The following is a 12791-nucleotide window of genomic DNA, read 5'->3' as shown; positions in this document are numbered from 1 at the left end:
ATGGGCCATTTGCCACGAGGAACGGTACGGCCGCGTCGTAGGACTCTACGACGCGGCCGCTGCGGAGGGGCGAACAAGGGGGTGTCAGTGCGCTCCGACGCCGGTGAGGGACTTGACCTCCAGCTCCGCGTACTTGCCCTTGTCCGGTTCCTCCTTGGACAGGAGCGAGCCGAGCCAGCCGAGCAGGAAGCCCAGCGGGATGGAGATGAGGCCCGGATTCTCCAGCGGGAAGAAGTCGAAATTCGCGTCCGGGAACATCGAGCTGGGCTTGCCGGAGACGACCGGCGAGAACAGCACCAGGCCGACGGCGGCGATCAGGCCCCCGTAGATGGACCAGAGCGCGCCCTGGGTGGTGAACCTCTTCCAGAACAGGCTGTAGAGGATCGTCGGCAGGTTCGCGGACGCGGCGACGGCGAAGGCGAGGGCGACCAGGCCCGCCACGTTCAGGTCGCGGGCGAGGGCGCCGAGGGCGATGGAGACGATGCCGATGAAGACGGTCGACCAGCGGGCGGCCTTCATCTCCTCCTTCTCGGTGGCCTTGCCCTTCTTGATGACGTTCGCGTAGATGTCGTGCGCGAACGACGACGACGAGGCCAGGGTGAGGCCCGCGACGACCGCGAGGATGGTGGCGAAGGCGACCGCGGAGATCACCGCGAGCAGGAGCGCGCCGCCGGTGGAGTCACCGCCGCCGCCGATCTCCATGGCGGCGAGCGGTGCCGCCGTGTTGCCGGCCTTGTTGGAGGCGATGATCTCGCCGGGCTTGAGCAGGGCGGCGGCGCCGAAGCCGAGCACGATGGTCATCAGGTAGAAGGCGCCGATGATGCCGATCGCCCAGTTCACGGACTTACGGGCGGCCTTGGCCGTCGGCACCGTGTAGAAGCGGATCAGGATGTGCGGCAGGCCCGCGGTGCCGAGGACCAGGGCGATGCCCAGCGAGATGAAGTCCAGCTTCGAGGTGCCGGAGACACCGTACTTGAGGCCGGGCTCCAGGAACTTCGAGCCGTGGCCGCTGTTGGTGGCGGCCGTGCCGAGCAGGTCCGAGACGTTGAAGTCGAACTTCAGCAGGATCAGGAAGGTGATGAGGATGGTGCCCGTGATGAGCAGGACGGCCTTGACCATCTGCACCCACGTGGTGCCCTTCATGCCGCCGATGGTGACGTAGACGATCATCAGGACGCCGACGAGGGCGACGATGAGGATCTTGCCGGCGTCGCTGGTGATGCCGAGGAGCAGCGAGACCAGGACGCCCGCGCCGGCCATCTGCGCGAGCAGATAGAAGATCGACACGACGATGGTGGAGGTGCCCGCGGCGGTACGGACGGGGCGCTGGCGCATGCGGTACGCGAGGACGTCGCCCATCGTGTAGCGGCCGGAGTTGCGCAGCGGTTCGGCGACCAGGAGGAGCGCCACGAGCCAGGCGACCAGGAAGCCGATGGAGTAGAGGAAGCCGTCGTACCCGAAGAGGGCGATGGCGCCCGCGATGCCGAGGAAGGACGCGGCGGACATGTAGTCGCCGGAGATCGCCAGGCCGTTCTGGAATCCGGTGAACTGGCGGCCGCCCGCGTAGAAGTCGGCGGCGTTCCTGGTCTGCCGGCCCGCCCATACGGTGATGACGAGGGTCGCGACGACGAAGACCGCGAAGAGGCTGATGATCAGCGTCCGGTGCTCGGAGGCGTCGGACGCGGCCGCCAGCTCGATGACGGCGGGGTGCGCGGTGCTCATGCGTCGCCCTCCAGGCGGGTCTGCGGACGGGCCTGTCCGCCGTGTTCCATGCGGGTCCTGATCGCCTCGGCCTTCGGGTCGAGCTGCGCGGCGGCGTGCCGCGAGTAGAACCACGCGATGAGGAAGGTGGTCAGGAACTGCCCGAGGCCGAGGGCCAGGGCGACGTTGATGTTGCCGAACAGCTTGGTGCCCATGAAGTCGTGCGCATAGTTGGAGAGCAGCACGTACACGAGGTACCAGGCGATGAAGGCGACGGTGAGCGGGAAGGCGAACGAGCGTTGTGAGCGGCGGAGTTCACCGAATTCCGCGCTCTCCTGCACCTCGATGAACTCCTCCGTGGAGGGCGCGTGGGGAGCGGGTTCTTTTCCTGCGCCACCCTTCGAAGGGGGCGGTGCGTCGGTGGCCACGGAGTCTCCTCGTGGTGCGGGTGGGGTGGGGACGGACAGTTGTTCCACGGGCTCTCGGGTCTCGCTTCCGACAGTGACGCGGATCACGTGAGCCACGGATGGCGATGCTAAGGCCATGGGACGTGATCCGACAGGGGGTTGATGTTGCTTCCGTTCTCTGCTCAACGGCCCGGCGGTGCGCACGACGTGGCCGAACTCCCCCATTTCTTCGGGAAGTCATTGCTGGCCTGGGATTTTCAGGGTTAGCTTCACCCTGAACGACCCGTCATGTACCTGCCCGAGCACCAGCCGTGTTCGGGCAGTTCCGTATGCAATTCCGTGTGCGGTTCTCGTCTCCGGATGATGTGGAGATCCCATGGCTCATCTGCGTTCCAGACGTCGTACGGCGCTCACCGTGCCGCTCGGCCTCGCCCTCGCCGCCTCGGTCGGCTTCATGCCGGGCGCCGCGACCGCGGCCCCGAACGAGGCGCCCGCGCCCGTGTCGGCGCAGTCCGCGCAGGACGCCCCCGTCTTCGCGTACGTCGTCAACACCCGTACGGACCGCAAGACGATCGCGTACGTCGAGAAGGCGATCGCCCGGGCCGGCGGCGACGTCGTCGTCACGTACGGGAAGATCGGCGTCATCGTCGTGCACTCGGCGAATCCCGAGTTCGGCGAGCGGATACGCGGCGTCCGCGGCGTGCAGTCCGCGGGCGCGACCCACACGTCGCCGCTGAAGGCGGCGGGCACCACCGAGGACGGCAAGGCGAAGCCGCTCTCGAAGGCCGAGGCCAAGGCCCTGAAGCGGAGCGCCGCGCCGGGCGCCGAGCCGATGGAGGCCGACCAGTGGGACCTGCGGGCGATCGGCGCCGACAAGGCGGCGAAGATCAACCCGGGCAGCAAGAAGGTCACCGTCGCCGTGATCGACACCGGCGTCGACGACACCCACCCCGACCTCGCCGCCAACTTCTCGCCCTCGCAGTCCGCGAGCTGCGTCGGCGGCAAGGCCGACACCTCTCCCGGGGCCTGGCGCCCGTCGTCGAAGGAGAGCTACCACGGCACCCACGTGGCAGGTGAGATAGCCGCCGCGCGCAACGGCGTCGGCGTCGCGGGCGTGGCCCCCGGCGTGAAGGTCTCGGCCATCAGGGTGGCCGACCCGGTGGACGAGCTGTTCTACCCGGAGAACGTGGTCTGCGCCTTCGTGTTCGCCGCCGAGCACAGCGTCGAGGTCACCAACAACAGCTATTACGTGGACCCTTGGCTGTACAACTGCAAGGACGACCCGGACCAGAAGGCGATTCTCGACGCGGTCAACCGCGCCCAGCTCTACGCCCAGAAGAAGGGCACCCTCAACCTCGCCTCCGCCGGCAACTCCAGCCATGACCTGGACTCCGACGCGATCGTCGACGACTCCAGCCCGGACGACTCCACGCCGGTGTCCCGCACCATCGACCCGCACAAGTGCCTCGACGTGCCGACGCAGTTGCCGGGCGTCGTCACCGTCAGCGCGACCGGTGTGCAGAACCTGAAGTCGATCTACTCCAGCTACGGCAAGGGCGTCATCGACGTCGCGGCGCCGGGCGGCGACAAGTTCCAGATCCCGGCCGACACCCCGTCGAAGAACGGCCGCATCCTCTCCACCCTGCCGGGCGGCGAGTACGGCTGGCTGCAGGGCACCTCGATGGCCTCGCCGCACGCCGCCGGCGTCGCCGCGCTCCTGAAGTCCACGCACCCCAAGGCCGGCCCCGCCGAGCTGCAGCGGCTGATGAAGAAGCAGGCCGACCGGCTGGAGTGCCCGTCCGGGCCGTACGACCCCGACGGCAACGGTGTCGTCGACGCGGTCTGCGAGGACGGCGGCAAGAGCAGGAACGGCTTCTACGGCAGCGGACTCGTCGACGCGCTCGACGCCGTGAAGAAGAAGTGAAGGGGAGACAGTTCGTGACCAGGTCCCACACCACGGCCGCCCTCCTGCGCTCGCGCCGCGCGCTGGCCCTGCCGCTCGGCGTCGCGATGGTCTCGGCCGTCGCGTTCCTGCCCGGGACGGCCTCCGCGCGACCCGCCGCGATCCCGGACGCCCCGGCCTCGTCCGCCGCCTCCGCCGCCGCACCGGGTGGAACGTCGGACGCCGCGTCGATGAGTTACGTCGTGAACGTCCGCCCCGGCAAGGGGAGTTCGGAGCGCGTCAAGAAGGCCGTCGCCAAGGCCGGGGGTGACGTCGTCATCGCGTACGACAGGATCGGCGTCATCGTCGTCCACTCGGCGAACCCGGACTTCGCGAAGACGATCCGCCGGGTGAAGGGCGTCGACTCGGCGGGCGCGACCCGCACCGCGCCCCTGTCGGCGCAGGCCGACGACGCCCTGGAGGCGGACCGCCCGCTGACCGCCGCGGAGGCGAAGGCCGCCGCGGGGCAAGCGTCGGCCGGTCAGGACGAGTTGGAGCCCCTGCAGTGGGACCTGCCCGCCATGAAGGCGGACAAGGCGCACGCGATCTCGCTCGGCAGCCGCAAGGTCACCGTCGGCGTGCTCGACTCCGGCGTCGACGACACGCACCCCGACATCGCGCCGAACTTCGACCGCCGGGCGTCCGCGAGCTGCCTGGGCGGCGTGCCCGTGCAGAAGGGCGACGCGTGGCGGCCGGTGGCCGGGGAGAGCGACCACGGCATGCACGTGGCGGGCACCATCGCCGCCGCGAAGAACGGCACCGGTGTCACGGGGGTGGCGCCCGGCGTGAAGGTGGCGAGCCTGAAGGTGGCCGAGCCGGCCACCGGCATGTACTACACGGAGGCCGTCGTCTGCGGCTTCGTGTGGGCGGCCGACCACGGCGTCGACGTCACCAACAGCAGCTACTACACCGACCCGTGGCTGTTCAACTGCAAGACCGACGCCGACCAGAAGGCCCTGGTGGACGCGGTCGGCCGGGCGACGAAGTACGCGGAGCGCAAGGGCGCGGTGAACGTCGCGGCCGCGGGCAACGCGGAGACCGACCTCGCCCAGGACGAGATCCTCGACGACTCCAGCCCCGACGACACCACTCCGGTGCCGCGGACCATCAAGACCAAGGACTGCTTCGACCTGCCGTCGCAGCTGCCGGGCGTCGTGACGGTCTCGGCCACCGGTGCGAAGGGGCTCAAGTCCTCGTACTCGAACTACGGCAAGGGCGTCGTCGACATCGCGGCGCCGGGCGGCGACTCCACGAAGTACCAGACGCCGAACCCGCCGGCCGTGGACGGCAGGATCCTGTCGACGCTGCCGGGCGGCAAGTTCGGCTACAAGGCCGGCACGTCGATGGCGTCGCCGCACGCCGCGGGCGTGGCCGCGCTGCTCAAGTCGACGCATCCGCACGCCTCCGCGGCGCGCATCAAGGCGCTGCTGTACCGCCAGGCGGACGCGATGAAGTGCCCCGACCCGTACGACATCGACGGTGACGGCAAGGTCGACGCGGTCTGCGAGGGCGGCCGCAACGACAACGGCTTCTACGGCGTGGGCATGGCCGACGCGCTGGACGCCGTGCGCAAGTAGCGCCGTGTACGAGTGACACCGTGCGCAAGTAGCGTTGTTTCCTTGCGTGGTGGGCCGGGCGGTCGCGGGGCCGCCCGGCCCTTCGCGCGTGACGTGCGAGAGGATCTCGGGTCATGTACGAGTACAGGGACGCCCAATTCGTCGTGACCGGCACGGAGCACTGGGTGGCATGGCCCACCCGCCCGCGGTGGCAACTGGTCCTCGGCTTCGCCGCCACCGCGGTGTTCCTGCCGTTCTGGATCGTCTTCGGCATCGTGGTCTTCGCCGGCACCCTCGCCATCGGCCTTGCCACGGAGGTGATCGCCGCGGTGAGCTCCTCGTACGAGAAGGGCTTCGACACGTTCATGGACCGCGCGTTCGGCCGCATCACCCGGCTGCCGCGCTGGTGCGTGCGCTGGTCGGAGCTGCGGCACGAGGGCGACACCGCGTACTACCGCGCCACGATCGACAAGCGGCTCGCCGACTGGACCGCCCGGGCGTCGGCGCCGCGCGCGCCCCGCAAGATGCCGCCCACCGAGTGCGAGATCCCGTGGCGCGCCTATCGCGGTGTGGGCGGCCATTACGTGGTGCAGGCGGCGGCCGCCCATGGCTGGGAACTGCGCCCGTCCGTACCGGAGCAGTCGATCCGGCTGTGGTGGTCGGCCGCCTCCGCCCCGGAAGGGACCGTGCCCTCCGCGTGACGCACTCACCGCTGACCGGAGCCTCGTCGGCCTGGGCCACGCCCTTGTCCGCGACGGCGTCGGCCTGGACCGCGCTCGGCGGGGATCCCGCGCTCCTCTCCCGCCTCTCCGTCGTCGTACGCGAGGGTGCCCTGCCCGCGCGGCTGCCCGTCATCGATCTCGCCCGCGCGTGTGTGGGCGTCTGCGCGCTGGCCGCCGCCGAGTCGGTGGCGGCACGCGACGGGCGGGACGTGTCGGCCGTACGGGTCGACGACGGGGCGGTGGCGACCGCCTTCACCAGCGAGCGGCACCTGCGCGTCGACGGGCGCGCGCCGGTCAGCTTCGCGCCCCTGTCCCGGTTCTGGCCCGCCGCCGACGGATGGGTGCGCACGCACGCCAACTACCCGCACCACCGGGCCGCGTTGACGGCCGCGCTGGGGCTGTCCGAGCGGGCCGACGCGGACGCCCTCGCGGAGGCCGTCGCCGAACGGACCGCCACGGCCGTCGAGGGGGCGGTGTACGCGGCGGGCGGCCTCGCCGTCGCGGTGCGCGACCCCGCGCAGTGGGCGGCCCATCCGCAGGGCGCCGCCGTGGCGAGGCGCCCGCTGCTCGTACGGGAGCGGATCGGCGACGGCCCCGCGCGGCCCCTGCCCTCGCTCGCCGGCAGCCCCCTGCGGCCGGCCGCGGGGCTGCGCGTGCTCGATCTGACCCGGGTCGTCGCGGGCCCGGTCGCGACCCGCACGCTGGCGCTGCTCGGCGCGGACGTGCTGCGCGTCGACTCGCCGCGGCTGCCCGAACTCGCCGACCAGCACACGGACACCGGCTTCGGGAAACGGTCCGCCACGCTCGACCTCGACGACCGTACCGACCGCCGCACGTTCGACGAACTCCTGGACCGCGCCGACGTCGTCGTCACCGGCTACCGCCCCGGCGCCCTCGACCGCTTCGGGCTCGGCGCGCGGGAACTGGCGGCGCGCAGGCCCGGCGTCGTCCTCGCGCAGTTGTCCGCGTGGGGCGGGAGCGGGCCGTGGGCCGGGCGGCGCGGCTTCGACAGTCTCGTACAGGCCGCGACGGGGATCGCCGTCGTCGAGGGCAGCCCGGAACGCCCCGGCGCGCTCCCCGCCCAGGCGCTGGACCACGGCACCGGCTACCTCCTCGCCGCGGCGGTCCTGCGCTCGCTCACCGAGCGGGCGACGGCGGGTGGTTCGTACGGGGTGCGGCTCGCCCTGACGCAGACGGCGGCGTGGCTGACGGGCGGGGGCGGGGGTGGCGGTACAGGCGGCGGGGGCCGGGGTGACCACGAGGGCCGCGTCGAGGTGGGCAGCCCGCACGACGGGCCCGCGCGGCGGCTCGTCGAGGTGGACAGCCCGGTCGGACGGCTCCGGTACGCCCTGCCGCCGGTCTCCTTCGCGGGCGGGCCGGCCGACTGGGCCCGCCCGCCGGGCCGGTGGGGCGGCGACCGGGCGCGGTGGAGCTGAGGGAGCGTCCCGCACGGCCCCGGGGCGCTCCGCCTGAACGGGACGCCCCGCCTGAAGCCGAGGGTCCGTTCGGGACCGTCTGGCACCGGTTGTCCCTCAGGACTTGCCCGTCGGCGGACCCCCTGGTGAAGATCTTGTGGTGAGCTCCGTACGACCACGCCCGTCCGTCGAGTCCGGGGGTGACGCGCCGGCCGGCATACCGGTCACCGCACCCGCGCCCGCCCCCGTCTCGCACCGCGCCCCGCGCCGCCGCCCCTCCCCCGGGCGGGCCGTCGCCGTGCTCGTCCTCGTGGTCGTCGCCACGCTGATCCCGCTGCTCGGCCCTTCGGCGGCGCTGCGCGGCACCGGTGAGGCCGAGGCGCCCGGCACGGTCGTCGTCACGCTCCTGCGGACGGTCCTGTTCGCCGCCCTGTCCGTGCAGGTGGGCGAGGTGTTCGCCACGCGTCTTGCCCGCCGGGTCCCGGGGGCGCCGCTGGGGCGGGCGCCGCGCGGCTGGGGCTCGTACGCCGCGTGGGCGGGGTGTGCCGCGGCGCTCGGGCTCGCCGCGATCGTGGCGAACGGCAACCTCGTGCCGCGGGAACTCGCCGACCTGGACATCGGCCGCCTCTACGACACCCGCGACGGCCGGCTCGCCCTCCTTGAGGTCAACGCCTTCATCGCGGCCGCCCTCTGCGCGCGCTCCCGGCGCCCGTCGTTCGCCGCGCTCCCGCTGACCGCGGTGATCGTCGCGGAGGCGCTGCGGGCCCACCCTCCGGTGGAGGACGCCCCGCTGGTCGGCAGCGGCCTCACTCTGGTGCACCTGTCCTGCGGCGCGCTGTGGGCGGGCGGGCTGCTGTACGTGCTGCGGGTCCTGCGGCGGTGGCGGACGTCCGCTCCGGAGCAGGCCGTCGCGGTACTGGGGCTCTACGCGCGCGTGGCGGCCGTTCTGTTCGCCGCGATCACCGCGACCGGGGTGTGCAGCACGCTGCGCCGGATGCCCCCGCACACTGTGCTCGACCAGCTCACCGGGACGGCCTACGGCCGCACCCTGCTCGCCAAACTGCTCCTCGTGGCCGTCGTCGCGGTGCTCGCGGTGGTGGCCCGGCGGCGGCTGCTACGCGCGGCGGGCCGGGCGTCGGCGTACGTCCCCGCGCGCGGGGAGGTGATCGCGCTGGGCGTCGTCGTGGTGGTGTCGGCGCTGCTCACCGCGGTGCCGGTGCCGATCCGCTGGTGAGCCCGCCGTACTCCGCCGTACGGCGGGCTACAGCGCGATCTGGACCTTGAGCGCGGTGCGCCCGTCCATCGCCTTGTAGCCGGCGGGCACGTCCTCCAGGCCGACCGTCAGGTCGAAGACGGGCGAGGGGTCGATCGTGCCGTCGAGGACGTCGGGCAGCAGCTCCGGGATGTAGGAGCGGACGGGCGCGACGCCGCCGCGCAGCGCGATGTTCTTGTTGAACAGGACGCTCAGGTCGAGGCCGGTGCCGCTGCCGTGCGGGACGCCGACGAACCCGATCGCGCCGCCGTCGCGCGTGACGTCCACGGCGGTGCGCATGGACTGCTCGGTGCCGACGGCCTCGACGACGGCGTGGGCGCCGTGGCCCCGGGTGAGCTCGCGGACCGCCGCCACCGCCGCGTCGCCGCGCTCGGCGACGACGTCGGTGGCGCCGAACCGGCGCGCGATGTCCGTACGGGCGGTGTGCCGGCCGAGCGCGATGATCCGCTCGGCGCCGAGCCGCCGGGCCGCGAGGACCGCGCACAGGCCGACCGCGCCGTCCCCGACGACCACGACCGTGGATCCGGGCCGCACGCCCGCGCCGAGCACGGCGTGGTGGCCGGTGCCCATGACGTCGGAGAGGGCGAGGAGCGCGGAGAGGAGGCGGTCGTCGGACGCGGCCTCGGCGGGCAGCCGTACGAGGGTGCCGTCGGCGAAGGGCACCCGGACCGCCTCGCCCTGACCGCCGTCGTATCCGACGGAGCCCCAGAACCCGCCGTGCTCGCAGGACGTGGTGAGGCCCTCCGCGCAGTAGTCGCACGTACCGTCCGACCACATGAAGGGGGCCACGACGAGGTCGCCGCGCCGCACGCCGCTCACCTCGGACCCGGCGTCCTCGACGACGCCGAGGAACTCGTGGCCGATCCGCTGGCCGGGCTGCCGGGCGGCCTCGCCGCGGTAGGCCCACAGGTCGCTGCCGCAGACGCAGGCCCGCAGCACGCGGACGACGGCGTCGGTGGGCAGCTGCACGACGGGCTCGGGCACGTCCTCCACGCGCAGGTCGAACGGGGCGTGGATGGTCGTGGCGCGCATGGTGGTTCCTTGGTGCGGGGGGGGGTGCGGGGTGGTGGCTTGGTGCCGGCGGCGCGGGTCAGGACTCGGCGCCGACGGGCTGGCTCCCACCGTACGCCCGGGCCTGCGGCGCTCGCGCTCCGGGCGCCGCGAGCACCCCTGTGACCAGCAGGTACTGGGCCGCGATGTACGTGATCATGATGGCGAAGTCGGGCCGGGGCAGCTGGGGCCACTCGGCGACGCCGGTCGCGATCAGGGTGTCGGAGAGCAGGAAGAGCGCCCCGCCGGCGCCCGCGGTGACGCCGAGCGTGGTCGCGCCGAAGGCCATGGCGGTGAGCAGCAGGCTGTACCCCGCGACCGGGCCCCGCATGTCGGCCGGCAGGTCGCTCCAGAGCAGCGCCACGGTGACCGCGAGCGCGAGGGCGTACGCGCCGACGAGCACCGCGCCCCGCGTCCGCGGCGACCCGCCCCGGCCGCCCACCGTCGCGTACCGCTGGATGGTCCCGTACCGCCGGAACAGTACGAGGTAGCAGACGTGCCCGGCAGCGAACGACCCCATTCCGGCGAGGAAGGCGGGGTCCGCGTCGAGGAGCAGCAGCGTGTCGCCGCCCCAGCCGCAGAGCAGGGCGGCGATCAGCAGCCGGGGGCCGCCGACTGCGGCGACGTACCCGGCGAGGAGCGGCATGAGCAGCGGCTTGCACACGGCGTGGCCGGGGCCGAAGTCCGCCAGGAGCGCGAGGAGGTCGCCGAGCGCGAGCACGCCGAAGGCACCGAGGAGGAGCCTCGGCGCGGGCCTGCGCGTCACGCCGCGTGCTCCGGGACCGTGGCGTCGAGGGCGGCGGGGGCGGGAGTGGGAACGGCGGGCGCAGGCGTGGGCGCCTCCGCTGAGGCCGGGGCAGCCGTCTCCGGGGCCGGGGCAGCCGTCTCGGGGGCCGGCTTCGGTTTCGGCTGCCAGCCCGGGCCGCCGAAGACCCGCCCGGCGCGCTCGCGCCAACTGGCCGCCGCCTTCAGGTCCTTGGCGATGGCCGCGTACTCGTGGGTCGCCACGCGCAGCGGGTTGTACGTGTCGATGTTCTTGGTCAGGCCGTAGACGGGGCGGTCGGTCTCGGCGACCCAGGAGCCGAAGAGCCGGTCCCAGATGATCAGGATGCCGCCGAAGTTGCGGTCCAGGTAGCCGCCCTGGGACGCGTGGTGCACGCGGTGGTGGGAGGGCGTGTTGAAGACGAACTCGAAGGGGCGGGGCAGCTTCCCGATCCGCTCGGTGTGGATCCAGAACTGGTAGACGAGGTTGGCCGACGAGCAGAACGCGAGGGCCGCGGGGTGCACGCCGCAGGCGATGAGCGGCAGGTAGAACGGCCACACCGTGAGGCTCGTCCAGGGCTGGCGCAGCGCCGTCGTGAGGTTGAACTTGCGGCTGGAGTGGTGCACCACGTGGCAGGCCCACAGGATGCGGATGACGTGGTGGCCCCGGTGCGACCAGTAGTAGAAGAAGTCCTGGGCGAGGAGCATCAGCGGGACCGTCCACCACAGGACGGGCACGCGCAGCGGGGTCAGTTCGTAGACCAGCGTGTAGATCGCGACGATCGGGATCTTCCACAGGAAGTCGAAGACGAGGCTGCCGAGCCCCATGCCGACGCTGGTGGCGGCGTCCTTCGTCTCGTACCCGGCGGCGTCGTCGTCGGGATGGATCCGGTGGCTCACGATCTCGACGACCGTGAGCAGCACGAAGGCAGGGATGGACCACAGCACGACATCGGGCAGGTTCGGGGACATGCGTGCACCGTAGAACGGCTCTTCGCTCACGACTAGGGGTTGTTACCGACAAGTATTACCGACGGTACGGGAGCGGTTGTTGGTGATCCCCGCCAAAGGCGGCGTTGAACGGCGGGGATCCCGGCGCCCCGCCCGGGGTCACACGCCGACCGCCCCGAGCAGCGCCCCTGCCCCGTACGTCACCGCCATCGCGAGGGCGCCGCCCGCCACGTTCCGCACCACGGCGGGCCGCGCCCGCGCCGCGCCCAGGCGGGCGCTGCTCCAGCCCGTGAGGGCGAGCGCGGCGAGGACGGAACCGACCGTGACGCCGAGCCGCCAGGCGGTGGGCGGCAGCACGATCGCGAGGAGCGGCAGCAGCGCGCCCACGGTGAACGCGACGAAGCTGGCCCAGGCGGCGTGCCAGGGGTTGGTCAGTTCGTCCGGGTCGATGCCGAGCTCCACGCGCGCATGGGCGCGCAGGGCGTCCCGCTCGGTGAGCTGCTGGGCAGCCTCGCGGGCCACCTCGCGGCTGAGCCCCCGCTCCTCCAGCATCCCGGCCAGCTCGGCCAGTTCGGCCTCGGGCTGTTCGCGCAGTTCGCGTTTCTCCAGGGCGAGGGCGGCCTTCTCCGCGTCGCGCTGCGTGGAGACGGACACGTACTCGCCCGCGGCCATCGACATGGACCCGGCGAGCAGCCCGGCGAGGCCCGCCGTGAGCAGGGCGCCGCGGTCGTCCGTGGCACCCGCGACGCCGACGACGAGGCCCGCGGTGGAGACGATGCCGTCGTTGGCCCCGAGGACGGCGGCCCGCAGCCAGTTGAGGCGGGAGCCGAGGGCGCCGCCGTGCGCCTCGCCGTGCGCGCCGCCGGGCACGTCGGCGGCCGTCTCGCCGCGGGTCTCTTCCGGCGCGGGCCCGTCCGGGGTCTCTTCGTACGGCCGCTCACCGCGCGGGGGTTCGCTGTCCGGCGCCCGACCACTCATCCGCTCGCTCATCCGGGGAGGGTCTCACCACGGG

Annotated in this window: 11 protein-coding genes; 5 read left to right on the top strand and 6 right to left on the bottom strand. The window is 72.8% G+C overall.

Annotated elements, in window-relative coordinates; all coding sequences use genetic code 11:
* Nucleotides 1-84: 84 nt before the first annotated feature.
* Entirely contained in the window at nt 85-1722 is a 1638-nt protein-coding gene (locus ACFYO9_RS31590) for a cation acetate symporter (RefSeq protein ID WP_355818764.1), read from the bottom strand.
* Nucleotides 1719-2129: a DUF485 domain-containing protein gene (locus tag ACFYO9_RS31585; RefSeq protein WP_358712768.1), complete on the bottom strand. Its 411-nt coding sequence runs from the start codon at nt 2127-2129 to the stop codon at nt 1719-1721. Before ACFYO9_RS31585 ends, ACFYO9_RS31590 begins: the two co-directional genes overlap by 4 nt.
* Nucleotides 2130-2484: 355 nt before the next feature.
* On the opposite strand from ACFYO9_RS31585, the gene ACFYO9_RS31580 reads away from it, so the two are divergent.
* The 5 genes from ACFYO9_RS31580 to ACFYO9_RS31560 all read left to right on the top strand — a co-directional run bounded on the left by ACFYO9_RS31580 (nt 2485) and on the right by ACFYO9_RS31560 (nt 8977).
* Nucleotides 2485-4032: a S8 family serine peptidase gene (locus tag ACFYO9_RS31580; RefSeq protein WP_358777498.1), complete on the top strand. Its 1548-nt coding sequence runs from the start codon at nt 2485-2487 to the stop codon at nt 4030-4032.
* An 86-nt stretch (nt 4033-4118) separates the two neighbouring features.
* A complete protein-coding gene (locus tag ACFYO9_RS31575) occupies nt 4119-5627 on the top strand; it encodes a S8 family serine peptidase (RefSeq protein WP_358777533.1) in 1509 nt (502 codons plus the stop codon).
* Nucleotides 5628-5740: 113 nt separating this feature from the next.
* Nucleotides 5741-6307: a hypothetical protein gene (locus ACFYO9_RS31570; protein ID WP_358777497.1), complete on the top strand. Its 567-nt coding sequence runs from the start codon at nt 5741-5743 to the stop codon at nt 6305-6307.
* A 44-nt stretch (nt 6308-6351) separates the two neighbouring features.
* Complete coding sequence (locus ACFYO9_RS31565; RefSeq protein ID WP_358777532.1) at nt 6352-7764, top strand: CoA transferase; 1413 nt, start codon at nt 6352-6354, stop codon at nt 7762-7764.
* Between the two features lie 196 nt (nt 7765-7960).
* Nucleotides 7961-8977, top strand: coding sequence for a CopD family protein (locus ACFYO9_RS31560; protein ID WP_355818863.1), 1017 nt, complete (start codon nt 7961-7963; stop codon nt 8975-8977).
* A gap of 27 nt (nt 8978-9004) precedes the next feature.
* Here the strand turns inward: ACFYO9_RS31560 and ACFYO9_RS31555 are convergent, their stop codons facing one another.
* The 4 genes from ACFYO9_RS31555 to ACFYO9_RS31540 all read right to left on the bottom strand — a co-directional run bounded on the left by ACFYO9_RS31555 (nt 9005) and on the right by ACFYO9_RS31540 (nt 12769).
* The gene (locus ACFYO9_RS31555) at nt 9005-10048 is read right to left on the bottom strand and encodes a zinc-binding dehydrogenase (RefSeq protein ID WP_355818753.1); all 1044 of its coding nucleotides are present in this window, start codon (nt 10046-10048) and stop codon (nt 9005-9007) included.
* Nucleotides 10049-10106: 58 nt separating this feature from the next.
* On the bottom strand, nt 10107-10832 hold the full coding sequence (locus tag ACFYO9_RS31550) for a lysoplasmalogenase (protein ID WP_355818751.1): 726 nt from the start codon (nt 10830-10832) through the stop codon (nt 10107-10109).
* Entirely contained in the window at nt 10829-11800 is a 972-nt protein-coding gene (locus ACFYO9_RS31545) for a sterol desaturase family protein (RefSeq protein WP_358777496.1), read from the bottom strand. Before ACFYO9_RS31545 ends, ACFYO9_RS31550 begins: the two co-directional genes overlap by 4 nt.
* A gap of 138 nt (nt 11801-11938) precedes the next feature.
* Nucleotides 11939-12769: a VIT family protein gene (locus tag ACFYO9_RS31540; protein ID WP_355818745.1), complete on the bottom strand. Its 831-nt coding sequence runs from the start codon at nt 12767-12769 to the stop codon at nt 11939-11941.
* Nucleotides 12770-12791: the final 22 nt, after the last annotated feature.

It is taken from the genome of Streptomyces sp. NPDC005863 (assembly GCF_042871345.1).
Lineage (GTDB): Bacteria > Actinomycetota > Actinomycetes > Streptomycetales > Streptomycetaceae > Streptomyces.
Note: the sequence above shows the minus strand (reverse complement) of the source record. Positions and strands in the feature narration are given on the sequence as shown.